The 20,274-nt window shown below is 71.4% G+C and carries 26 protein-coding genes and 1 pseudogene; 9 read left to right on the top strand and 18 right to left on the bottom strand.

All coding sequences use genetic code 11. From position 1 onward, the window contains the following. The first annotated feature begins 20 nt into the window (after positions 1-20). The 3 genes and pseudogenes from ACIP63_RS07710 (at position 21) to ACIP63_RS07700 (ending at position 1,821) form a co-directional block, all read left to right on the top strand. Entirely contained in the window at positions 21-509 is a 489-nt protein-coding gene (locus ACIP63_RS07710) for a TIGR03618 family F420-dependent PPOX class oxidoreductase (protein WP_401512434.1), read from the top strand. Further along, positions 506-1,018: pseudogene (locus ACIP63_RS07705) on the top strand (HAD family hydrolase). The gene ACIP63_RS07710 and the pseudogene ACIP63_RS07705 overlap by 4 nt, the downstream one beginning before the upstream one ends. After that, positions 1,015-1,821: a phosphotransferase enzyme family protein gene (locus tag ACIP63_RS07700; protein ID WP_401512432.1), complete on the top strand. Its 807-nt coding sequence runs from the start codon at positions 1,015-1,017 to the stop codon at positions 1,819-1,821. The pseudogene ACIP63_RS07705 and the gene ACIP63_RS07700 overlap by 4 nt, the downstream one beginning before the upstream one ends. On the opposite strand, the gene ACIP63_RS07695 is transcribed toward ACIP63_RS07700, so the two are convergent. After that, entirely contained in the window at positions 1,790-2,434 is a 645-nt protein-coding gene (locus ACIP63_RS07695; RefSeq protein ID WP_401512431.1) for a TetR/AcrR family transcriptional regulator, read from the bottom strand. The two genes, ACIP63_RS07700 and ACIP63_RS07695, sit on opposite strands and share 32 nt — an antisense overlap. Continuing rightward, on the bottom strand, positions 2,431-3,204 hold the full coding sequence (locus ACIP63_RS07690) for a TetR/AcrR family transcriptional regulator (RefSeq protein WP_401512429.1): 774 nt from the start codon (positions 3,202-3,204) through the stop codon (positions 2,431-2,433). The genes ACIP63_RS07695 and ACIP63_RS07690 overlap by 4 nt, the downstream gene beginning before the upstream one ends. A 97-nt stretch (positions 3,205-3,301) precedes the next feature. Between ACIP63_RS07690 and ACIP63_RS07685 the strand changes: the two genes are divergently transcribed. Both ACIP63_RS07685 and ACIP63_RS07680 read left to right on the top strand, forming a co-directional pair. Then, entirely contained in the window at positions 3,302-4,273 is a 972-nt protein-coding gene (locus tag ACIP63_RS07685) for an ATP-binding cassette domain-containing protein (protein ID WP_401512428.1), read from the top strand. Then, positions 4,266-5,039, top strand: a complete 774-nt coding sequence (locus ACIP63_RS07680) for an ABC transporter permease (RefSeq protein WP_401512426.1) — start codon at positions 4,266-4,268, stop codon at positions 5,037-5,039. Before ACIP63_RS07685 ends, ACIP63_RS07680 begins: the two co-directional genes overlap by 8 nt. On the opposite strand, the gene ACIP63_RS07675 is transcribed toward ACIP63_RS07680, so the two are convergent. The 3 genes from ACIP63_RS07675 to ACIP63_RS07665 all read right to left on the bottom strand — a co-directional run bounded on the left by ACIP63_RS07675 (position 5,020) and on the right by ACIP63_RS07665 (position 7,919). Continuing rightward, the gene (locus tag ACIP63_RS07675; protein ID WP_401512424.1) at positions 5,020-6,105 is read right to left on the bottom strand and encodes a phosphotransferase family protein; all 1,086 of its coding nucleotides are present in this window, start codon (positions 6,103-6,105) and stop codon (positions 5,020-5,022) included. The two genes, ACIP63_RS07680 and ACIP63_RS07675, sit on opposite strands and share 20 nt — an antisense overlap. A gap of 69 nt (positions 6,106-6,174) precedes the next feature. Further along, positions 6,175-6,978 (bottom strand): HAD family hydrolase, encoded by an 804-nt coding sequence (locus ACIP63_RS07670; protein ID WP_401512422.1) that lies wholly within the window; start codon positions 6,976-6,978, stop codon positions 6,175-6,177. A gap of 11 nt (positions 6,979-6,989) precedes the next feature. Beyond that, on the bottom strand, positions 6,990-7,919 hold the full coding sequence (locus ACIP63_RS07665; protein ID WP_401512420.1) for a GntR family transcriptional regulator: 930 nt from the start codon (positions 7,917-7,919) through the stop codon (positions 6,990-6,992). 261 nt (positions 7,920-8,180) lie between these two features. Between ACIP63_RS07665 and ACIP63_RS07660 the strand changes: the two genes are divergently transcribed. Beyond that, positions 8,181-8,345, top strand: a complete 165-nt coding sequence (locus tag ACIP63_RS07660) for a hypothetical protein (protein WP_362932645.1) — start codon at positions 8,181-8,183, stop codon at positions 8,343-8,345. A 129-nt stretch (positions 8,346-8,474) separates the two neighbouring features. After that, positions 8,475-9,302 carry an alpha/beta fold hydrolase gene (locus ACIP63_RS07655; RefSeq protein WP_401512418.1) on the top strand — a complete coding sequence of 276 codons (828 nt, stop codon included), beginning with the start codon at positions 8,475-8,477 and terminating at the stop codon, positions 9,300-9,302. Positions 9,303-9,326: 24 nt separating this feature from the next. On the opposite strand, the gene ACIP63_RS07650 is transcribed toward ACIP63_RS07655, so the two are convergent. From ACIP63_RS07650 to ACIP63_RS07640, 3 genes are all read right to left on the bottom strand, one after another. Continuing rightward, positions 9,327-10,580: a GNAT family N-acetyltransferase gene (locus ACIP63_RS07650; protein WP_401512416.1), complete on the bottom strand. Its 1,254-nt coding sequence runs from the start codon at positions 10,578-10,580 to the stop codon at positions 9,327-9,329. Positions 10,581-10,658: 78 nt separating this feature from the next. Further along, the gene (locus ACIP63_RS07645) at positions 10,659-11,636 is read right to left on the bottom strand and encodes an asparaginase (RefSeq protein ID WP_401512414.1); all 978 of its coding nucleotides are present in this window, start codon (positions 11,634-11,636) and stop codon (positions 10,659-10,661) included. A 53-nt stretch (positions 11,637-11,689) separates the two neighbouring features. Beyond that, positions 11,690-12,370 (bottom strand): ABC transporter substrate-binding protein, encoded by a 681-nt coding sequence (locus ACIP63_RS07640; protein WP_401512412.1) that lies wholly within the window; start codon positions 12,368-12,370, stop codon positions 11,690-11,692. A gap of 115 nt (positions 12,371-12,485) precedes the next feature. On the opposite strand from ACIP63_RS07640, the gene dtd reads away from it, so the two are divergent. Continuing rightward, entirely contained in the window at positions 12,486-12,935 is a 450-nt protein-coding gene (gene dtd / locus ACIP63_RS07635; RefSeq protein ID WP_401512410.1) for a D-aminoacyl-tRNA deacylase, read from the top strand. Positions 12,936-12,953: 18 nt separating this feature from the next. Here the strand turns inward: dtd and ACIP63_RS07630 are convergent, their stop codons facing one another. From ACIP63_RS07630 to ACIP63_RS07605, 6 genes are all read right to left on the bottom strand, one after another. Next, the gene (locus tag ACIP63_RS07630; protein ID WP_401512409.1) at positions 12,954-13,919 is read right to left on the bottom strand and encodes a YgfZ/GcvT domain-containing protein; all 966 of its coding nucleotides are present in this window, start codon (positions 13,917-13,919) and stop codon (positions 12,954-12,956) included. A 30-nt stretch (positions 13,920-13,949) separates the two neighbouring features. Continuing rightward, the gene (locus ACIP63_RS07625; RefSeq protein ID WP_401512407.1) at positions 13,950-14,402 is read right to left on the bottom strand and encodes a Fur family transcriptional regulator; all 453 of its coding nucleotides are present in this window, start codon (positions 14,400-14,402) and stop codon (positions 13,950-13,952) included. Positions 14,403-14,467: 65 nt separating this feature from the next. After that, entirely contained in the window at positions 14,468-15,040 is a 573-nt protein-coding gene (locus ACIP63_RS07620) for an FABP family protein (protein ID WP_401512406.1), read from the bottom strand. 256 nt (positions 15,041-15,296) lie between these two features. Beyond that, on the bottom strand, positions 15,297-16,190 hold the full coding sequence (locus ACIP63_RS07615; RefSeq protein WP_401512404.1) for a hypothetical protein: 894 nt from the start codon (positions 16,188-16,190) through the stop codon (positions 15,297-15,299). Further along, entirely contained in the window at positions 16,187-17,029 is an 843-nt protein-coding gene (locus ACIP63_RS07610; protein ID WP_401512403.1) for a hypothetical protein, read from the bottom strand. Before ACIP63_RS07610 ends, ACIP63_RS07615 begins: the two co-directional genes overlap by 4 nt. After that, complete coding sequence (locus ACIP63_RS07605) at positions 17,026-17,805, bottom strand: hypothetical protein (RefSeq protein ID WP_401512402.1); 780 nt, start codon at positions 17,803-17,805, stop codon at positions 17,026-17,028. The genes ACIP63_RS07610 and ACIP63_RS07605 overlap by 4 nt, the downstream gene beginning before the upstream one ends. Before the next feature lie 107 nt (positions 17,806-17,912). Here ACIP63_RS07605 and ACIP63_RS07600 point away from each other — a divergent pair, with 107 nt between their 5' ends. Then, complete coding sequence (locus tag ACIP63_RS07600) at positions 17,913-18,275, top strand: DsrE family protein (protein ID WP_356708026.1); 363 nt, start codon at positions 17,913-17,915, stop codon at positions 18,273-18,275. A 3-nt stretch (positions 18,276-18,278) separates the two neighbouring features. On the opposite strand, the gene ACIP63_RS07595 is transcribed toward ACIP63_RS07600, so the two are convergent. The 4 genes from ACIP63_RS07595 to ACIP63_RS07580 form a co-directional block, all read right to left on the bottom strand. Next, positions 18,279-18,608, bottom strand: coding sequence for a DUF3099 domain-containing protein (locus ACIP63_RS07595; protein ID WP_401512401.1), 330 nt, complete (start codon positions 18,606-18,608; stop codon positions 18,279-18,281). Positions 18,609-18,728: 120 nt separating this feature from the next. After that, positions 18,729-19,016 carry a DUF1416 domain-containing protein gene (locus ACIP63_RS07590; protein ID WP_014154938.1) on the bottom strand — a complete coding sequence of 96 codons (288 nt, stop codon included), beginning with the start codon at positions 19,014-19,016 and terminating at the stop codon, positions 18,729-18,731. Between the two features lie 48 nt (positions 19,017-19,064). Next, positions 19,065-19,904 carry a sulfurtransferase gene (locus ACIP63_RS07585; protein ID WP_099174180.1) on the bottom strand — a complete coding sequence of 280 codons (840 nt, stop codon included), beginning with the start codon at positions 19,902-19,904 and terminating at the stop codon, positions 19,065-19,067. 152 nt (positions 19,905-20,056) lie between these two features. After that, entirely contained in the window at positions 20,057-20,137 is an 81-nt protein-coding gene (locus ACIP63_RS07580) for a putative leader peptide (RefSeq protein ID WP_350310325.1), read from the bottom strand. Positions 20,138-20,274: the final 137 nt, after the last annotated feature.

The following is a 20,274-nucleotide window of genomic DNA, read 5'->3' as shown; positions in this document are numbered from 1 at the left end:
AACTCCGAAAGGTACACACCGTGAACACCACCGACGAGACGAAGAGCGGGCCCGCGCCCCGCACCCTCACCGACCGGGCACTCTCCCGGATCCTCCAGGAGCAGCAGTTCGGAGTGCTCGCAGCGGTCCGTTCCACAGGTCATCCGCACCTGTCGACCGTGCTGTACCGCTGGGACGCCGACGAGCGCGTCCTGCGCGTCTCCTCCACCGAGGGCCGCCTCAAGACCCGCGTCCTGCGGCGGAACTCTCATGCCTCCCTGCATGTCGACGGCGGCGACGTCTGGTCGTTCGCCGTGGCCGAGGGGCTGGCGGAGGTGTCGGAGCCGACCGTGGCCGCCGGAGACGCCGTCGGACGGGAACTCGCCTCCCTGGCACCGGGTTTCGACGACCCGGCGGACGAACGCGCCTTCCTGGAGCAGGCCGTGGCCGAGCACCGCGTGGTGATCAGGCTCCGGGTGTCGAGGCTGTACGGAGCGGCCCTGGACGTGACGGAGAAGGCCGAGCGGTGACCCACGGCCTGGCCTACGACGCCGTGCTGTGCGACCTCGACAACGTGGTCCGCTTCTACGACGTGACGCACCTGGCCGCACTGGAGCGGGCGGCCGGCCTGCCGGAGGGCACCACGGAGGACTTCGCGTACGCCCCCGAGGTCGACCTCCCGCTCCTCCTCGGCCGGATCACCCTGGAGGAGTGGGCCGCAGCCATCGCGCTCGCTCTCGCCCGCCGGGTCGGCGAGGCCAGGACCCGGGAGCTGGGCAGAGCGCTCGCCGAGGCGCCGTTCCGGGCGGACGGATCGGTCGTCGCCCTGCTGCGCCGGATACGGGCCCGCGTGCCGCTGGTGCTCGTCACCAACGGATCGCCGCCGCACGGGCCGGGGTGCCGATGGACCGGTGCCTCTTCGTGGGCGACAGCCGGGAGGAGGTCGACGCGGCCGTCGCGCTCGGCATGAACCGGCGTACATTTCCGTGAACCGGCCGACGTGCACGGGCCGTTCGGCATCACTCCGGGAGAGGCATGAGCGAGGACGAGGGAGAAGTACTGCACGGCGGCATGACCCACCCGGGCGCCGTCGTCCGCCGGGGGGACACGGTCGAGCGACCGGCCCAGCCGCACACCCCCGCACTCCACACGCACCTGAGGGCGCTGGCCGCCGCGGGCTTCGACGGCGCTCCGACGCCTCTGGGGACGAGCGGTGACGGCCTCCGCGAGCGGCTCGGCTACATCCCCGGCGATGTGCCGCTCCCGCCCTTCCCGCCCTGGTCGCTCACGGACGAGGCGCTCCACTCGGTCGGCGTACTGCTGCGGCGGCTGCACCGGGCGTCCGCCTCCCTGCCGGTGGACCACACCGTCGCGTGGCCGGCCGGACTGGCCGACCCGGAGGCCGCCTCGTTGCCGGACACCGCCCTGATCCTGTGCCACAACGACGTCTGTCCGGAGAACGTGGTCTTCCGCGAGGGCCACGCCGCCGCCCTCATCGACTTCGACCTGGCCGCTCCCGGCCGTCCGCTCTGGGACGTCGCGACGGCCGCGCGCTACTGGGTGCCGATGTTCGCGGAGGATCCCGGCACGGCTCGCCGGCTCCGCGTCCTCGCCGACGGTTACGGCCTGACGGCCGAGGACCGCACCGCTCTCCTCCCGGCGGTCGAACAGGCCGCGGCGGCGGCCCGCGCCTTCTCCGAGCGGCGGGTACGCGACGGCGACCCCCTCTATGTGCGCGCCCTCGCGGAACGCGGCGGCTGGGAGCGCTGGGACCGCCACCAGGCGTGGCTGGCCGCACACCGCGCCGTGTTCACCGAGGGGCTTCTCCGGGACGGGGCATGAGCAGCCCCTTCTCCAGCTGTGCGAAGGCCAGGCCGGCGGCCTCCACCGCGTCCGCGTAGACCTGGCCGGTGCTCTCCCCCGCGTCGATCCGCCGCCAGTTCTCCTCGGCCAGGATCCGCAGTACGGCGATGATCTGGCCCGCCGCGAGCCGCGCCGCCACCGGGGTGCCGGGGTCGAGGGCGCGGGCGAGCGCGGCCTCGGAGCGGCCCTGGTAGGCGTACAGGCGGGCGACGAGCGAGGGGGTCCCGTAGAGCAGCCGGTGGAAGGCGAGCACGTTCGGGTGGTCGCAGAGCCCGGTCACCGGGTCGCGGCGTTCCAGGCCGTCGAGGAAGTGGTGGCGCAGCGCGTCCAGCGGGGAGGTGCCGTCCGGCCGGCCGTCGACGACCCGGGCGGCCTCGTCCTCGTGGTCGGCGAACCGGTGCAGGACCAGGTCCTCCTTGGCGGGGAAGTAGCGGAAGAGCGTCGGCTTCGAGATGTCGGCCGCCGCCGCCACCTCGGCCACCGAGACCTTGTCGAAGCCCCGTTCGAGGAACATCGAGATCGCGGCCTCGGAGACGGCCTCGTAGGTCAGCTGCTTCTTCCGCTCGCGCAGGCTGGTCTTCTCGGCGCTCATGACGGTGCGCCCTTCTCGATGAGCACCTCGACACCGTCGAGGATCCGTTCGAGACCGAACACGAACTCGTAGTCGGGGTCACCGGGTTCGCTCATGACCCCCGTCTCCAGCAGATCGGCCAGCTCCGGATTGCGTACCGGGTCGACGAGCCTGCGCACCGTCCGCTCCCAGCGCGCCATGAACTCCTCGGCAGAGACGCCCTTGTCCTCGACTGCGGCGGAGATGTCGCTCATGAGCGTGGCCTCGTTCCGCACGAAGCCCGAGACGAGGAGGATGACCGAGATCTTGTCGCCCGGGGACAGGCCGCTGCCCGCCAGCGCCTGGAGCCCTTGTTCCCACCACAGCACCATGTGGGGGCTGGCCGGCGGGCCCCCGATCGGGATACGCAGGGACCACAGGTGACGCTCGAACATCCGGCGCTGGGCCCACGCCCACTGGCTGATCGCCTCCCGCCAGCCCGCCCCCTCCTCCAGCGCGGGCAGCGGCTCGGGGACGCCCATGGCCGCCTCCTGCATGAGGACGTAGAGCTCCTCCTTGGCGGAGACGTAGCGGTAGAGCGACATCGTGGAGGCGCCCAGTTCCTTGGCGACCCGGCCCATGGAGACGGCCGAGAGCCCCTCCGCCGCCGCCACCTCCACGGCCGCTGCGACGATGCGGTCCAGCGTGAGGCCGGGCTTCGGTCCCTTGACCGGCCGCTCCCGCAGTCCCCACGCGGCCTCGATGCTGGCCGGCAGGCCCGTGCCGCCCGACGCGCTGCTGTTCTCCGTCACCCGAAGGCCGCCTTCCCCAGTACTGGCTTGCCACCATCCTAGGTTTGCGTAATGCTTACGCAGTAACGCGTATGCCATACGCAGAAGGGGGATCGTCATGTCCACGGCCACCACGAACGACGTCATGATCGAGGCGCACGGCCTGACCAAGTCCTACGGAAAGGCGGGGACCCGGGTCCGGGTCCTGGACGGCGTCGGCCTCCGGGTCGCCCGCGCCGGAATCCACGCGCTGCTCGGCCCCAACGGCGCGGGCAAGACCACGACCGTGCGGATCCTCGCCACCCTCACCACCGCCGACTCCGGCACGGCGCGCGTCGCCGGCCACGACGTCGTCACCGACCGGTCCCGGGTGCGCCGCGCCATCAGCCTGACCGGGCAGTTCGCCGCCGTGGACGAGACGCTGACCGGCGAGGAGAACCTGCGGATGATGGCGCGGCTGTCCGGCCTGCCCCGCAACCGGGCCCGGCACCGCGCGGAGGAACTCCTCGTGCGCTTCGACCTCACCGACGCGGCCCGCCGGCAGGCCCGTACGTACTCCGGGGGGATGCGGCGCCGCCTGGACCTGGCGGCGGGCCTGGTGGGCTCGCCCGAGCCCGGCGTCTTCTTCCTCGACGAGCCCACCACCGGCCTCGACCCGCGCAGCCGCCGCGAGCTCTGGCAGGTGGTCCGCGACCTCGCCGGCCGGGGCGCCGCGGTGCTGCTCACCACCCAGTACCTGGAGGAGGCGGACCAGCTCGCCGACCGCATCACCGTGCTCCACCAGGGCGGCAGCGTCGCCGAGGGCACCCCGGAGGACCTGAAGTCACGCGTCGCGGGACACCGTCTGGACCTCGTCCTCAGCAGCCGTGAGGCCTACCTCCGGCTCGCGACCCGCGCCGTCCACCACTCCCCCGAGACCCTCACGCTGGGCATCCCCACGGACGGCACCGCCGCCCACGCCCGCGCCCTGCTCGACGAGATCGACCCGCACCGCACCGACGTCGACCGCTTCTCCGTGCACAGCGCGACCCTCGACGACGTGTTCCTCGCCCTCACCGCCGAGAAGACGGAGGCACCCGCCCATGTCTGACGCACCCGGAGCCCTGACCCACGCCACGGTCATGACCGGCCGGAGCCTGCTCCTCAGCCGCCGCAACATCGACGCCGTCATCACGTCGATGATGCTGCCGATCATGCTGATGCTGATCTTCGTCTACTTCTTCGGCGGCGCGATCGAAACGGGCGCGGACTACGACTCGTACGTCATGTACGTCGTCCCCGGCGTCCTGTTCCTCTGCGCCGGCTTCGGCTCGGCCACCACCGCCGTGGCGGTGAGCGAGGACATGAAGGGCGGCATCATCGACCGCTTCCGCTCCATGGACATCGGCGGGACGCCGGTGCTGGCCGGCCACGTCGTGGCGAGCACGGTACGCAACCTGGTCTCCACCACGCTGGTGTTCGCCGTGGCCCTGCTCATCGGCTTCCGCCCCGCGGCCACCGCCGCGGGCTGGCTCGCCGTCGCCGCCGTGCTCCTCGCCTACATCGTGGCGCTGTCCTGGATCTCGGCGGCGATCGGCCTGCTCGCGCGCACACCGGAGGCGGCCGGCGGCTTCACCTTCTTCATGTCGTTCCTCCCGTACCCGAGCAGCGCGTTCGTCCCGGTCGACAGCATGCCGGGCTGGCTCCACGGGTTCGCCGACAACCAGCCGGTCACCCCGGCCATCGAATCCCTCCGGGGCCTCCTCCTGGACCAGCCCGTCGGCAACGCCCCCTGGACAGCGCTCGCGTGGGCGGCGGGAATCCTGCTGGTGGCCGTGTCCCTGTCGGGGGTGCTCTTCAGGACGCGGACGCGGTGACCCCCCGGAGCCAGCGGTCGTAGGCGCCCATGACCTCGCGCGGGGACGGCAGGGAGGCGAGGCCGAGGGGCACCCTGGCCCGCGCCAGCACCTCGCGGACCCGGTGCGCGGTCACGGGGAGCCGCACCGGGGCGGGCCCGGGCCCCGGCTGCTCCAGCGCGATGGCGCCCCGGATCACGTCCGTGTAGACGGACTGGAGACGCTTGTACGCCAGAAGGATCTCCAGATCGCCGCGCCACCCCTTCGCGCACTCGGGGCGTACTCCTTCCACCGCCGCGGCCCAGAGGCGGGCGATCCGCCGGGCCTGCCCGGCCGGGTACCGCATGAGGTGCAGATGGGTGGCGAGGTCGTACAGGGGATCACCGATCATGGACAGTTCCCAGTCGATGGTCCAGAGGTCGTCCGCGGCGTCCACGATGAGGTTCAGCCGGTGCAGATCGCCGTGGAGCAGGGAGAACGGCCGGCCCGTCAGGCGCCCCGCCCGGCTCCTCATGGCGTCCAGCGCCCCCTCGCCCACGCCGAGTTCACGGAACAGCGAACCGAAGCGGTCGTGGTGACGCCGGTGGACCTGCTGCTCGGTGAAGGTGATCAGACCGTCCAGGAAGGCCCCGGCGTCCCCGTCGGCCGGGTGGCCGGCCGGGTCGCAGTGCCGCCGCGCACCTATGGAACCGGCGTCGAGGGCCGCCAGCTCCCCGAAGAGCACGGCCAGTTGTCCGGCATGGCGCGGGGAGAGGGCACCCGGCAGGCCGCCGCCGAGGGTCCGCCCCTCGATGAACCCCTGCAGCAGGACGTGCTCGTCGAGGACGACGATCTCGGGTATCCGGCTCACGCGGCCCCGCAGCTCCAGCAGCAGCCGGTCCTCGGAGAGGAAACACGTGCGGTCGAAGCGGAACAGCTCCGAGCGCGGCTCGTGCACCTTGCACCGCAGCGGCCTGTCCGGCAGCGCGAAGACGTACGTCTCGCGGTAGTGACCTCTGTACGGGCCCTCGATCGGCGTCCCGTCGTACGGCGCGCCGGGGCGGTCCCTCAGATATCCGCGCACGTCCGTCGTGGTGTCGACTGTCACCGCATGCTCCCTCGACCGTGAAGGGCCGCGAGTGACCGCCGACCGTGACTCCGTCCGGGCAGCCTGCCTCTACCCGCGGAGACCGACCGGCAGCGGTCCCACTCCCGGCTCCCTCAACCGCACGCGCTGCCGGGCCGTTTCGTAGAGACCCCGCAGCGAGCGCACCGAGCACCGAGCCCCTACGTCCTCGAGCGCCCGGCGCTTGCGCTCATTCACCGCATAACCAATGAACGGTACACCGACCGCCTTCGCGGCCAGGCAGTCCGCGGGGGAATCCCCGAGCATCACGGCCGCCGCAGCGGCGGTGCCGGTGGATTCCAGGGCGCGGACCAGGCAGTGGGGATCGGGCTTGAGCAGCGCGGGATCGGACGTACGGCCGTGGATGTGCTCGTCCGCCAGGACGGCCGAGCCGTGCCGGCGCAGGAAACGGGCCACCGCACCGGGCGAGTTGTTGGTCGTGACGGCCTGCCTCCAGCCGCCGGCGTCCAGGGCGCCGATCAGCTCCAGCGCGTGCTCCGTCGGTGTGGCGCTCTCGGCCGCCCCGGCCTCCTCCGCCGTGAGGCAGCGCTCGGCGTGATCCGTCACGGGGCCGTCCCCGTAATGCTTGGCGGTCCTCTGCAACAGGGCCAGCGGGTCGTCCGTCCTGGCGCCCAGCACCTCGGGGCCGCAGCCGAACACGCGCAGGGCCTCGGCCAGCCGGGCCGCCACCCCGGCGGCCGGGCGGCCGGCGAACAGATCGCACAGGGGGCCGTCGAAGTCGAAGAGGACGCACTGCGCCGCCGAGAGGAGTGCGGCCGCGTCCGTGCCGTCGGCGTCGCGACCGGCACTCACGCCGTCGGTCCCGCTAGCCGTGGCCGTCACAGGGGGTGTCATGCCGTGCACGGTCAGAACGTCACCTTCGTGGCCAGGTTGTCCCAGGTGGCGTCGAAGAACTTCCGCGCCGCCCGCACCACCCCGGCCTGCTCGGGAGTGGAGTCGGCGGAGGCCCGGAAGGGATACAGCGTGGCCCCGGTGCCGTAGGCGTCGTACGTCGCCACCTCTTCGCCGTCCTCCAGGGTCGCGGTGCCCTCCTCCGGGATGTAGAAACCCTGGAGCACCACACGGTTGTTCAGGATGTACAGCTTCATCTGGGGCGCGAAGGGGACCATCCGCACCTGCACCGAGACCTCGTCCACCAGCTTGAGCCGGCGGAGTTCGTACAGCGCGGAGCGGAGCATCGTCACATGGCTGCGCAGGATCCCGCCGAGCCTCTGGCGCACCCGGGGGTCGTCCTCCCCCGACACCTGCCTGGGGATCGCCAGCGCCGTCGACTCGGTGTTCGGGAGCAGCAGTCGCGCGGTGATGCTGCGGGGCCGGCCGGCCTCTCCGGCGACGATGCGGTCCTTCTGGTCGACGACCCGGGCGGCGAGCGACTCCGTCGTCATCGAGAAGACGTCCAGCTTGACCACGTTGGCCTCGAACGCCTCCACCAGATACGGCTTGAGCAGGACAGGTGGCACGCGCTCCGAGACGACGGCCCACACGTCCCCCTCCGGGCTCCTGGTGGGTGCGGGCACGTGCCGCGGCTCCCCGGGCTCGGGCGCCACGAAGGACCCGCTCCCCTGCCGGGTGAAGATCAGCTCTTCCTTGCGCAGCAGGGACAGCGCCTGATTGACCGTCGTCCGGGACACGCCGAAGCGCGTGGCCAGCTCCTCCTGCGTCGCGAGACGCTCACCGGGCTCATGCGCCCCGCTGTTGATCTCCTTGCGCAACTCGTCGGCGACCCATAGGTATTGGAACTTGGCATCACGCGGGGCGGAACCTTGACTTGTCACCCCGCAACCCTACAACTTCCGGGCTGACAAGGTCAGATGCCACGCACGACAGCCGCCCTCCACCTTTACAGAACCCACAACTAACCAAATAACCAGACAAGTTTGCGACCTGTCTCGTCCAGGGAATAAGTACGACAAGTCAACGGGGGACTTGTACGGCAGTTGTTCGGTTCCTGCGCAGCGTCGCGCGAAGTCGCCGGTCTCCCCCCACCCAGAGGCGCGCATCCGCGCCGATCCCGCACCTGGGAAGGAGTGACCGCCATGCCCCTGTTCACCCTGGGCCTCGAGCAGATCATTCAGTGGAAGTACGGCGTCATGGGCACCGTCGGCGTCACGCTGCTCAGCGTCGGCCTCAAGGTCGGCAACGCGAACTTCGCCTGTGCCGGAGCACTCGTCCTGGCCCTGTTGTTCGCGCCGGGCGACTGAGTCCGGTCTCGCCGGCGGTCCACGCCGGCGAGACCGGAACCCCGCCGAGGTGCGCCCGGAGCCACCGCGTGGAGGATGGAACGGGGGATGAGAAGGGCTCCGCCCTGCCGCAGACCCGAGAGGTGCATCATGCCGATCTGTACGACCCGCGACGGTGTCGACATCTTCTACAAGGACTGGGGCAAGGGCCGCCCCGTGGTCTTCATCCACGGCTGGCCGCTGAACGGCGACGCCTGGCAGGACCAGCTCAAGGCCGTCGCGGACGCCGGCTTCCGGGGTATCGCCCACGACCGCCGGGGCCACGGACGCTCGACGCCGGTCTACGACGGGTACGACTTCGACACCTTCGCCGACGACCTGGACGACCTCCTCACGCGGCTCGACCTGCGCGACGTCACCCTGGTCGCCCACTCGATGGGCGGCGGCGAGCTGGCCCGCTACATCGGGCGGCACGGCACGGACCGCGTCAGGTCCGCCGTGCTCCTCTCCGCGATCACCCCGCTGATGCTCCAGGGCCCGGACAACCCCGAGGGCGTGCCGCAGTCGGTCTTCGACGGCATCAAGGACGGCATCCTGGCCGAGCGCTCGCAGTTCTGGAAGGACACCGCCGTCGGGTTCTTCGGGGCCAACCGGGACGGCAACAAGGTCACCCGGGGAAACCAGGACGCCTTCTGGTACATGGCCATGGCCCAGACCATCGAGGGCGGCGTGGACTGTGTGGACGCCTTCGCCGCGACCGACTTCCACGAGGACCTGAAGAAGTTCGACATCCCCACCCTCGTCGTCCACGGCGACGACGACCAGATCGTGCCGATCGACGCGACCGGCCGCAAGGCCGCCGAGCTCGTGAAGAACGCGACGCTCAAGGTGTACCAGGGCAGCTCCCACGGCATCGCGCTCGTTCCCGGCGACAAGGAGAGGTTCAACGAGGACCTCCTGGAATTCCTCAGGAGCTGACGCCGGCAGGCCTGCGGCGGAACCTCAGAAGACGTCCGGACACCACGGCCGCCGTGGTGTCCGGAACACCGCGTCCGCCGTCGCCGCCGCGCCCGCCCGGTGCTCGTCGAGCCGGCCCAGCGCCGCCAGCCGCACCGGCGACTCGTCGCCCAGGTAGAGCGTGGCCAGCTCCGCCACGTCCAGCGTGAGGTCGGCGGCGCGTGTCGTGGGGGCGCACGAGGCGCCGGACGGTGACGCCTCCAGCAGGAAACGGCCGCCCGCCAGGCCCGCTCCGTCCCGGATGTCCAGGACCAGGGAGCCCTCGGTCGCGTACGTACGCGCCTCCAGGGCCCGGGGGACGTCCAGGACGCGCAGCCACAGCCAGTCCGCCTGGGACACGACGCGGGCGGCGCGCGGGTCCGGCAGGAGGAGCGGGAGCAGGTCGTCGGGCGCGCGGTAGCCCGAGCGGACCGTGGTGATCCAGTCGATGGAGCAGACGAAGTGCCACAGGGCGCGTTCCGCCTGCGGGGTCGTCGCGATCAGCCCGGCCACCGTCGCCGTGTTGAGCGGCTGCTTCCGGTCGCCCCAGTGGTCGTCGGCGCGGTAGACGACCAGCCCGTCCGTCTCGCCGTCCGCCGACCGGTACACCGCGTAGAACGGCTCCGTCCACTTGTCGGACACCGGTGCGTCCACGCCCGTGCCGCGCTGCCACCAGCGCTCGTCCCGGGAGACCACGCCGTGCTGCCGCGCGGCGAGACGGCCATGGAGTTCGGGGCCCAGCTTGCGTACGTCCTCGCCGTCCACCAGCTCGATCCGGCCGCCGTCCGCCTCGGAGGGGACCCGGCCGCGCGGGTCCAGACCCGTGCGGGGGACGTCGATCTCCCACTCGGCGGTCCAGGAGGCCGGCCCGAATCCGTACCGCCCGTAGATCGGGTACTCGGCGGCGATCAGCGAGGCGACCACGTCGCCGCGCTCCTTCGCCGCCGCCAGGTCCGTGGCCATCATCCGGCTGAGCAGCCCGCGCCGGCGGTGCGTCGGGGTCACCGTGACGCCCGTGACCGCGTCGGCCCGCACCTTCGCGCCGCCCACGACGGTCAGCTCCTGCGCGAACGAGGCGAAGGTGGCGACACAGCGTCCGGCGTCGAACACCCCCTGGACACGGGAGAGATCGGTGTGGGCCAGACGCACCGCGACCTCCTCCTCCGGCACCGAGGCCGACGCCCGGAGGAACCCGGTCCCCACGGCGCGCAGCCAGTCGGGGTATTCGGCTTCGGAGACGGTACGCGGCTCAGGGCTCATGCGGCCCACGCTAGGCACAACGCGTTCGCGATGTCGCCCGCTTTTCCGGCCGCCCCCTCCGCTGCCGGGAGCCCCCGCTCAGAACGCCGCGCGGATCTCGCCGACCTCGGCGGCGCCGCCCAGCAGCGGGGCCCGCCCGATGCGGGACACCACCGGGGCGTCGACGCCCAGCAGTCCGAGGGCGCGTGCCAGCACCGGGCCCAGCGCGCGGGTGGAACCGTCGTCGATCTTGAAGGCCAGGGCCCTGCCGTCCGGGAGGGCCACCGCCTGGACCGCCTCCGCGCCCATCTTGGAGAGCGTGCCCGGCACCTCCCGCATCAGCCAGGTGTCCGGCCGCCGCGTGCCCGCGACGTACTCGGGGTGCGCCCGCATCGCGTCCGCGACCCGGCGCTCCGCCGTGCCCGGCTCCGCCAGCACGAACGCCCGGAACGCGCGGGCCAGGCCCACCAGCCCGATCGCCATCAGCGGGGCCCCGCAGCCGTCCGTGCCGATCGACGCGACGGGCTCGCCCGCCGCCTCCGCGACGACCTCGCCGACCAGCCGCTGCAACGGGTGGGCCGGGTCGAGATACGTCGCGGTGTCCCACCCGTTGCGTACGCAGACGGCGAGCATCGCCGCGTGCTTGCCGGAGCAGTTCATGGTGAGCGGCTCCCGCACACCCCCGGCGGCGAGGTACGCCTCCGCCTCGACCGGGTCCAGGGGCAGATCGGGCGGCGTCCGGAGGTCGTCCGGCTTCAGCCCGTGCTCGGCGAGCATCGTGCGCACCAGGTCGAGGTGGAAGGCCTCGCCCGAGTGGCTCGCGGCCGCCAGCGCCAGCCGCTCCCCGGAGAGGTCGAGACCGGCCCGGAGGATCGCGGCGGCCTGCATCGGCTTGTTGGACGAGCGCGGGAAGACGGGGGCCGCCGGGTCGCCGAGCGCGAGCTCCACGCTCCCGTCCGCGGCCAGGACGACCAGCGACCCCCTGTGGTGTCCCTCGGTGAAGCCGGACCGCACGACCTCGGCCAGGACCGGGGGCACGGGCGACGAGGACGCGTACGAGGCTATGGAGGAGCTCATGGGGGGTGATGGCCTTCCGGGGACGGGCGTGACCCGCCCCCCGAAGGGTCACCTCAGGCGAGCAGGTCCTCTACTTGTGCTTCCCCGTCACGGTACCTGCGGGCGATCTCCGCGCTGCAATCGTCGACGGTCCGCTGGAGCCGGTGGCGGCGCCGGGACACCTGCCGCTCGTAGCGGACGAGCCGTCCCATGGCGGTGAACAGCTCCTCGTCCGTCCGGGCGTCGAGGTCGGAGAGCTCGACCTCCGCGAGCGTGTCCGCCGCCAGTTGGCGGTACTCGTCGCTGCGCGGCGTGGTGAGGGTGACGTGCCGGGCGGAGGAGCGGTGGACGGACGGGGTGTCGGTGAGGATCTCCGAGAGCCGGTCCACGACGGGCGACTCGGGGTCCACCCGGCGGGCGAGCTCGGCGCGCAGGATGTCGATCCGACCCTGGACCAGACGGCGTACGTAGCTGAGGTCCGCCTCGTCACGCTGGGCGTCACGGCGCAGGGAGCGCAGGTCCGGCAGCCGCAGCCCCCCGAATTCGGGCTGGGGGCGTACGGAGGCCAGTCCTTCGACCGCACCGCCCCCGGCCTGCCCGGGCACGGACACCGCTCCCGGCAGCTGTGCGAGCGGTGGGGCGGGCAGCTGGCCGGGCGGCGCGGTACCGGTCCGCTGCACCGGCGGCCGCAGACCGGCAGCTGTACGTGTCCCTGGTACGGCACCGGGTGATGGCCCGGTTCCCTGTGTCGTCATGATGTTCCGTCCCCTCGACCGGTGCGTCGGCACACCGACACCGTGCATGGTGCCACTACGCACGGTGTTCACGCAGGTGCTCTGTACCCGTTCAGCCCAAGATAGGTTGGTCTGTATGCGTGCAGTGATACAGAGAGTGGACGGCGCGAGCGTCACCGTGGCGGGCGCCGCGGACGATCCCTCGGGGACCGGAACGGTCGGCGAGATCGTCGGCGAGGGCCTGTGTGTGCTGGTGGGGGTCACTCACGGCGACACCGCGGAGAAGGCGGCACAGCTCGCCCGCAAGCTGTGGACCCTGCGGATCCTGGAGGGCGAGAAGTCCTGCTCGGACGCGAATGCACCGCTTTTGGTCATTTCGCAGTTCACTCTCTACGGGGACGCCAGGAAGGGCCGCCGGCCCACGTGGAACGCCGCCGCGCCGGGCGAGGTGGCCGAGCCGCTGGTCGACGAGGTCGTGGCACAGCTGCGCGCCCTCGGGGCGCAGGTGGAGACGGGCCGGTTCGGGGCGGACATGCGCGTCTCGCTCACGAACCACGGCCCGTTCACCGTGCTCGTCGAGGTGTAGCGGGTCCTCCGGCTCGTCCTACGGCTCGACGACCGTCTCCTGGGCCGCCGCGGTGTCACCCGCGATCAGCTCCGCGTCCACCGCGACGTTCCGCTTCACCAGCGCCAGGGCGATCGGCCCCAGCTCGTGGTGGCGGGCCGACGTGGTGATGAAGCCGAGCTGCCGGCCCTCCTGGCCGTCGGCGGCGAGCCTGACCGGCGTCCCGTGGCCCGGCAGATGCACCTCGCTGCCGTCGAGGTGCAGGAAGACGAGGCGGCGCGGCGGCTTCCCCAGGTTGTGGACACGGGCGACCGTCTCCTGGCCCCGGTAGCAGCCCTTCTGCAGATGCACGGCACTGCCGATCCAGCCCAGCTCGTGCGGGATGGTGCGGTGGTCGGTCTCGAAGTTCAGGCGCGGGCGGTGCGCCTCGACGCGCAGCGCCTCGTACGCCAGGATCCCGGCCACCGGGCCGTGCTCGGCCGCGTACGCCTCCAGGTCGGCGCGGGGCAGGAAGAGGTCACGGCCGTGCGCCGTCTCCCGTACCGCGGCACCGTCCGGGACCTCGGCGATGGAGCCGGCCGGCAGGTGCACGACGGCGATGTCCTCGGTGCGGTCGGCGACCTCGACCCGGTAGAAGAACTTCATCGACTCCAGGTACGCGATCAGCTCGCCCTGGGTCTCCGGCTCGGCGTGCATCCACACCGTCGTGCCGTCGTCGACCAGATAGAGGGCGTGCTCGATGTGCCCGTTGGCGGAGAGGATCAGCGCCTCGGTCGCCTGGTTGGGCGCGAGGTCACTGACGTGCTGGGTGAGCAGCAGGTGCAGCCAGGCCAGCCGGTCGTCGCCGGTGACCGTGACGACCCCGTGGTGCGAGAGGTCGACGAGGCCGTTGCCGTCGGCGAGTGCGCGTTGCTCACGGAACAGGTCGCCGTAGTGCGCGGCGACGCCTTCGTCGCGCCCCTCGGCGGGGACGGCGCCGGGCAGGGACAGCAAGGGGCTCTTCATGCGACCAGCGTACGACCCGCGGGGTCCTGACTACCGGGCGCTGCCGGGTTCCTCCGGTTCACCGGCCTTCGCCGCGCAGTCGGCGCAGCGTCCGAAGATCGCGAAGTGCTTCATGTCGGTCTCGAAGCCGAACGTGTCCCGCAGCTTCGCCGTGAAGTCGGCGACCACGTCGACATCGGCCTCGATGACGTTCGCGCAGTCACGGCAGACCAGGTGGATGTGGTGGTGGCGGTCCGCGAGGTGGTACGTCGGGGAGCCGTGCCCGAGGTGGGCATGGCTGACCAGCCCGAGCTCCTCCAGGAGCTCCAGGGTCCGGTAGACGGTGGAGATGTTCACGCCCGACGCCGTCCTGCGCACCTCGCAGAGGATGTCGTCGGGCGTCGCGTGCTCCAGCTTGTCCACGGCCTCCAGGACGAGCTGACGCTGCGGCGTCAGCCGGTAGCCACGCTGCCGAAGATCGGTCTTCCAGTCGGTGCTCACCACGTGCCCAGTGTAGGGCGGAGCGAGCGCCGGCCCGCCGGACCGGCGCTCCACGGCCCCGGCAGGGCCTACTTGAAGAACGCGATGCCGTCGTCCGGCATGTCCCCGAGGCTCTTCGCCATGGCGGCGACCTCCTCCGGGGTGACGACCTTCTTCAGGTGAGCCGACATGTACGGCCGCAGCTCCACGTCGGGGGTGGACTTCTCGCCGACCCACATCAGGTCGCTGTTCACATAGCCGTAGAGACGCTTGCCGCCGCTGTACGGGCCGGAGGCCGCGGTGCGGGCCACCGCGTCGGTGACGATGTCGATCTGCGGCTTCTGCTTCGCCAGCTCGCCGTACCAGACCTCGACGATGCCCTGGTCGCGGACCATGACGATCTCGACCTTGCGGTCCTTGTCGATGCGCCAGTAGCCGGACTCGGACTCGAGCGGCTTGACCTGGTTGCCCTCGGCGTCCAGCACCCAGGAGTGCGAGACGTACTCGAGGAAGTCACGGCCGTCGTGGCTGAAGGTGACCTCCTGGCCGAAGTTGCACTTCTCGGCACCGGGGAAGTCGGAGACGCCCGCACCCGCCCAGTTGCCGAGGAGGAAGGCCAGCGGCACGAGGTCCGGGTGGAGGTCGGACGGAATCTCGATCATGAGCGGCTCAGACGATCTGTGAGGGTGTACGGAAAGTGTTCGGCGAGGGTCAGCGCTGGCCCTGGTACAGCTTCTTCACGGTCACGGCGGCGAAGGCGAGCACACCGACGCAGACCAGGACCAGCAGGGCGGAGAAGAAAGCCTCAAGCACGGGAGCTCCTCGGGACGAACGACATGACGGCAGCGGGCGGCCGGGCCCCCAGCCTAATGGGTGGGGGCCCGGCGCGGCGGCCCGGGGCTTCGCGGGCGCGGCCGCTCAGCCCAGCAGCTGGTTCTGGAGGACGACGGTCTGGTGGAACGGAACGGCCTCCGTGCCGGCCCCGCCCTTGCGCGCATGGACGACGAGGGCGAGGGTGTCCCCGGCCAGCACGTACGCGTGGCGGACCTGCTCGGCCCCGTGGGGCTCGGGCTCGGAGTACACGTGCGCCATGGTGAATTCCGCTCCGGCGGTGGCGTTCCACCCCTCGTCGACTGCGGGTTCGGCCGTTCCGGCGAGGGGAAGCGGCAGGGAGCCGTTGTCGAAGAGGTTGTCCTGGAACTCGGTGGAGTAGGCCACCGAGTTGAACTGGAGCAGATAGACCCGGGACGAGGTGCCGTCCGGCATGGTCCAGCCACGGGCCGCTATGTGACGCAGAGCTGAGTTCTCGAGCTGCTCGGTCAGAGCGGCCCGGTCATCCTTGGCGTACTCGGCGACGTAACGAGCGATGTCCACCCAGCCGCCGTCGAGCTTCTTGTCCACGGTGGCCCCGGCCGGGGCGGGCAGCAGCAGTCGCCGCAGGTCCGCGTGGTGGACCTCCGCGGCGTTGAAGTCGGCGAAGGGCCGGGGCGCACCGGCGGGCAGCGCCGGAAGGCTCAGCGCCGGGTAGTCCCAGCGCCCGTCGTCCCGGGTGGCGAGGCCCGGCACGTCGGTGCGTTCCATCGCTGTGATGCCGGCGGCCGTGCCCGTGCCGAGCCCGCCGAGCACCAGCACGGCGGCCGTCCACCGAAGGGCCGCCCGCAGGACGCGGCGCGGCGGGCGGGGCGCCGCGGGCGCGGAGTCCTCCGCGGGGGTCAGCGGCGGGTCCTGCGGGGCCGGAGGCGGGGCGGCCGCGGGAAGGGGGGCCGGTGCGGGAGCGGCCGCGTCGGTGGGTTCGGCCGTCTGCTCGGTCATATGTACTCCCCAGGGGACGTGATGTGGTCCAGCTGGTCCTTCAGAAGCTCGGCGACGGCCGCCTTGTCGACGGGCTTGATGCCCGATGCCGAGTAGCTGATGCTCAGCTCACCGTCGTACGCCGCGCACACCATGTCCTCGATCTCGCTGTCGCTGTCCTTGGGCTGCAGGTAGCAGGCCGCCTTCCGGGTGTGCCCCTTCACCTTCGGGCCGTCGCGGAAGATCCCGAGGGCGTCGAACAGCCCCGTCTGGAAGGTGTAGAAGTCCCGCACGGCCTTCTTGTCCTTCATCCGCATGATCTCGGCGTGCACCTCCAGGTCGTTCTCCTGGGACACGTACGAGCGGACGGCAAGGCCCTGGATGCGGAGCTTGTCGATCCGCTTGTCGTACTCCCGGCGCTCCTTGCCCGCGAGCCCGCGGTTGGACTCCTTCGCCACGGCGACGGCCCGCTCGCCGTCCACCTCGTCGTCGTTTCCGTGCTCCCCGTCGTCCGGGCCGAGCCGGTAACCGTCGGGCACGGGCAGCAGCAGCTTGCTGAGCGCGGTGTCCGCCCTCCCCCGGCTCGTGTCCCGCGCGGGATCCTTGCCGGGCTTGCGCTCGGACACCTTCCAGGCGGTGGTCTCCACGCTGCGGTCGGCGCCGTCGACCGTGATCATCGTGTACGCCGCCGCGCCGCCCACCGTTCCGAGCACCAGCACGAACGGCAGCGCGGTGAGCAGGATCCGCCGGGCCCGTCCGGGACCTGCGGCAGGGGCCTGGGCGCCGGGCGTCTCCGGGCCGCCGGCCGGATCGGGGAGCGGGACGGTCTCGGACGGGCCGGGCCGGTTCATGTCGTTCACAGGCGCTCCAACTGCTGCTCGGCCAGCGTCCGGATGTCCTTCTTGCTGATCGGCCGACTGTCGAACAGATTGATCTCGATCATGATGTCGCCGCGGTTCATGAGCGCCCTGGCCTGGTACAAGGGCTCGTAGCCGGGCTCCCGGTCCACCTCGTAGAGGTAGTAGCGGCCCTCACCGCTCCCCTTGACCGGGTGGCCCTCGTTGCCCGCACCCTTCTCCGGGTCCCCCATGTACGAGCGCTGGCCGCCGGCGAAGTCCGCGGCGGACGTGCGCACCCCGGAGGAGAACTGGACGAGCCGGATCTCGGCCTCACGGTCCGCGCCCTTCACCCAGGCGGCACCGGCGATGCGGCGTATGTCGGACTCGAGGAAGTACTCGAACATGTAGTCCTCCTCCCTGAAGTCGCGCGCGAGTTCGCCCACGGTCATCCAGCCGTCGTGCAACCAGTCCGCGTCCTTGTTCTCGCTCCACCCCGCAGGACGGTCGAGCAGCAGCTTGCGCAGATCGCCGTCCGTCCTGACCTGCCGGTCCTGCGAGGCGGGCAGCGGGGCCGGGACCTTGTCCGCGGGAAGCGCCTTCGCCGGGTAGGCCAGCTCCGCCTGCGACAGCGCGGGCAGCGGTGTCGGAGGCCGCTCGGCCTGGATGCCGTAGCCGACCGCCGTGCCGGCGGAGATGCCGATCAGGGCGGCGGCGGCGATCAGCAGGGTCGTACGGCCCCGTGGACGCTGCCGTCCCGGGGCGGCGGGCGGCTCGGGAATGGTGTCGTTCGGTTCCAAAAGGGTCCCCCCCCAAGAGACCTGAGGCGCAGGTTCCATTACCTGCGCACACAACTGACCCGCAGGTCACAGGAGAGGTTGCCCCGCCGAGGATTACAGTTCGGTACATGCCGAAGAAGCTCGTGATCAAGGTGACCGCCGGGGCCGATGCCGCCGAGCGCTGCTCGCAGGCCTTCACCGTGGCGGCCGTGGCCGTCGCCAGCGGGGTCGAGGTTTCGCTGTGGCTGACCGGCGAGTCCGCCTGGTTCGCCCTGCCGGGGCGCGCCGCCGAGTTCGAACTGCCGCACTCCGCGCCGTTGCCCGATCTGATCGACTCGATCCTGGCGGGCGGCGGGATCACGCTCTGCACGCAGTGCGCGGCGCGGCGCGACATCACGGAGAAGGACGTCCTGGAGGGCGTACGGATCGCCGGCGCCCAGGTCTTCGTGCAGGAGGCCATGGCGGACGGCACCCAGGCCCTCGTCTACTGACCGCTAGCGGCGGTGGTCCCTGCCGTCGAGCTCGTCCCACCACTCGTCCGAGATCCGGTCACCCGTGCCCCGCTCCCGTGGCGAACGGGGCCGCTCGCCACGGGTAGGGGGATCAGGGGGCCGGGAGGCGCGGGAGGGGTCGTCCCACCAACGGTCCTCGGGCCCCCGGCGGTTGGCGACGATCGCGGCGACGGGCGGTATGACCATGGCGATCACGCACATCGCCACGGCGGCCGGGACGGACCACAGACGCACGAAGGCCCAGGCGGAGACGAAGAGGAAGAGGCATCCGCCCATCATCAGAAAATAGACGCGCCTGCGCCGGGCGTACATGTCTCCAGGGTAGAGCTCCTCGGCGCGGACGCGAACGCGGACGGCACGAAGGGCCGCACCCCTGATCAGGTGGCGTCCAACCCCCTGGGGTGCGGCCCTCCGGCCGTATGTGCGCGTGAACTACACGGCGATGGCGACCTCGGCGAGGCCACCGGTCTGCGCCACGACCGTGCGGTCGGCGGTGCCGCCCGGAACCAGGGCGCGGAGCGTCCAGGTGCCCTCGGCCGCGTAGAAGCGGAACTGTCCGGTCGCCGAGGTCGGGACCTCGGCGGTGAACTCACCGGTCGAGTCCAGCAGACGGACGTAGCCGGTGACGGGCTCGCCGTCGCGGGTCACGCTGCCCTGGATGGTCGTCTCGCCCGGCTTGATCGTCGAAGCGTCGGGGCCGCCGGCCTGTGCTCCACACATGGTGTTCTGTCCTTCTGGTCGGGGTCCTGCTGATCGGGTCCTGCGGAATTACTTGTTGGCGCCGAGCTCGATCGGCACGCCCACGAGGGAGCCGTACTCGGTCCACGAACCGTCGTAGTTCTTGACGTTCTCCTGGCCGAGCAGCTCGTGCAGGACGAACCAGGTGAGCGCGGAGCGCTCACCGATGCGGCAGTACGCGATGGTGTCCTTGGCCAGGTCGACCTGCTCGTCCTCGTAGAGGGCCTTGAGCTCGTCGTCCGACTTGAACGTGCCGTCGTCGTTGGCGTTCTTCGACCACGGGATGTTGCGGGCGCTCGGCACGTGGCCGGGACGCTGCGACTGCTCCTGCGGGAGGTGCGCCGGGGCGAGCAGCTTGCCGCTGAACTCGTCGGGCGAACGCACGTCGACGAGGTTCTGGCTGCCGATGGCCTTCACGACGTCGTCGCGGTAGGCGCGGATCGACTCGTCCTGGGCCTTGGCCTTGTACTGGGTGGCCGGGCGCGTCGGGACGGCGTCGGTCAGGTCGCGGGAGTCGAGCTCCCACTTCTTGCGGCCGCCGTCGAGCAGCTTGACGTTCTCGTGGCCGTAGAGCTTGAAGTACCAGTACGCGTACGAGGCGAACCAGTTGTTGTTGCCGCCGTAGAGCACGACCAGCGTGTCGTTGCCGATGCCCTTCTCGGACAGGAGCTTCTCGAAGCCGGCCTGGTCGACGAAGTCACGGCGGACCGGGTCCTGGAGGTCCTTGGTCCAGTCGATCCGGATCGCGTTCTTGATGTGGTTCTTCTCGTACGCCGAGGTGTCCTCGTCGACCTCGACGATGGCGACCTGCGGGTCGTCGATGTGGGCCTCGACCCAGTCGGCGTCGACCAGAACGTCTGCGCGGCTCATGTGTTTCTCCTCCGGGGCAGTCTGCGGCGGGGTGGTGCGGTGTGCGGAGTGCGAGGTGTACGCGCAGGTGCTTGGAGCGGAACGCGTACGGAAGGCACGGGTTCGGCCCTGACGTGGTCGAAGGGCCGGGGGGAAACGGGAGAGGGTCCCGCTCAGAAGGTGCGACAGAGCATGGCGGCGACGCGGCACAGGTCTACTGCCCGCCGCTTCGTGAGGTCCGCCTGTCGCTTCATGCGTCCGATCGTAGGGAGGTACGGCCGGAGATGTCACCGTCGTGTCGGATGATGAGACACGATCGTCCGCGATGCGAGACGCCAGAGCGGTCGACACCCTCGACGGCCCGGGGACGGGCGGCCTCCGGGCGGCGGAC

The sequence above is a fragment of the Streptomyces sp. NPDC088746 genome (genome assembly GCF_044751065.1).
GTDB lineage: Bacteria > Actinomycetota > Actinomycetes > Streptomycetales > Streptomycetaceae > Streptomyces.
Note: the sequence above shows the minus strand (reverse complement) of the source record. Positions and strands in the feature narration are given on the sequence as shown.

What these genes read in the sequence shown, in the direction of transcription:
- ACIP63_RS07700 (WP_401512432.1), top strand. Translation starts at nt 1,015, where the DNA reads ATGAGCGAGGACGAGGGAGAAGTACTGCACGGCGGCATGACCCACCCG.
- ACIP63_RS07695 (WP_401512431.1), bottom strand. Translation starts at nt 2,434, where the DNA reads ATGAGCGCCGAGAAGACCAGCCTGCGCGAGCGGAAGAAGCAGCTGACC.
- ACIP63_RS07685 (WP_401512428.1), top strand. Translation starts at nt 3,302, where the DNA reads ATGTCCACGGCCACCACGAACGACGTCATGATCGAGGCGCACGGCCTG.
- ACIP63_RS07680 (WP_401512426.1), top strand. Translation starts at nt 4,266, where the DNA reads ATGTCTGACGCACCCGGAGCCCTGACCCACGCCACGGTCATGACCGGC.
- ACIP63_RS07670 (WP_401512422.1), bottom strand. Translation starts at nt 6,978, where the DNA reads ATGACACCCCCTGTGACGGCCACGGCTAGCGGGACCGACGGCGTGAGT.
- ACIP63_RS07660 (WP_362932645.1), top strand. Translation starts at nt 8,181, where the DNA reads ATGCCCCTGTTCACCCTGGGCCTCGAGCAGATCATTCAGTGGAAGTAC.
- ACIP63_RS07655 (WP_401512418.1), top strand. Translation starts at nt 8,475, where the DNA reads ATGCCGATCTGTACGACCCGCGACGGTGTCGACATCTTCTACAAGGAC.
- ACIP63_RS07650 (WP_401512416.1), bottom strand. Translation starts at nt 10,580, where the DNA reads ATGAGCCCTGAGCCGCGTACCGTCTCCGAAGCCGAATACCCCGACTGG.
- ACIP63_RS07645 (WP_401512414.1), bottom strand. Translation starts at nt 11,636, where the DNA reads ATGAGCTCCTCCATAGCCTCGTACGCGTCCTCGTCGCCCGTGCCCCCG.
- ACIP63_RS07640 (WP_401512412.1), bottom strand. Translation starts at nt 12,370, where the DNA reads ATGACGACACAGGGAACCGGGCCATCACCCGGTGCCGTACCAGGGACA.
- dtd (WP_401512410.1), top strand. Translation starts at nt 12,486, where the DNA reads ATGCGTGCAGTGATACAGAGAGTGGACGGCGCGAGCGTCACCGTGGCG.
- ACIP63_RS07630 (WP_401512409.1), bottom strand. Translation starts at nt 13,919, where the DNA reads ATGAAGAGCCCCTTGCTGTCCCTGCCCGGCGCCGTCCCCGCCGAGGGG.
- ACIP63_RS07620 (WP_401512406.1), bottom strand. Translation starts at nt 15,040, where the DNA reads ATGATCGAGATTCCGTCCGACCTCCACCCGGACCTCGTGCCGCTGGCC.
- ACIP63_RS07615 (WP_401512404.1), bottom strand. Translation starts at nt 16,190, where the DNA reads ATGACCGAGCAGACGGCCGAACCCACCGACGCGGCCGCTCCCGCACCG.
- ACIP63_RS07600 (WP_356708026.1), top strand. Translation starts at nt 17,913, where the DNA reads ATGCCGAAGAAGCTCGTGATCAAGGTGACCGCCGGGGCCGATGCCGCC.
- ACIP63_RS07595 (WP_401512401.1), bottom strand. Translation starts at nt 18,608, where the DNA reads ATGTACGCCCGGCGCAGGCGCGTCTATTTTCTGATGATGGGCGGATGC.
- ACIP63_RS07590 (WP_014154938.1), bottom strand. Translation starts at nt 19,016, where the DNA reads ATGTGTGGAGCACAGGCCGGCGGCCCCGACGCTTCGACGATCAAGCCG.
- ACIP63_RS07585 (WP_099174180.1), bottom strand. Translation starts at nt 19,904, where the DNA reads ATGAGCCGCGCAGACGTTCTGGTCGACGCCGACTGGGTCGAGGCCCAC.
- ACIP63_RS07580 (WP_350310325.1), bottom strand. Translation starts at nt 20,137, where the DNA reads ATGAAGCGACAGGCGGACCTCACGAAGCGGCGGGCAGTAGACCTGTGC.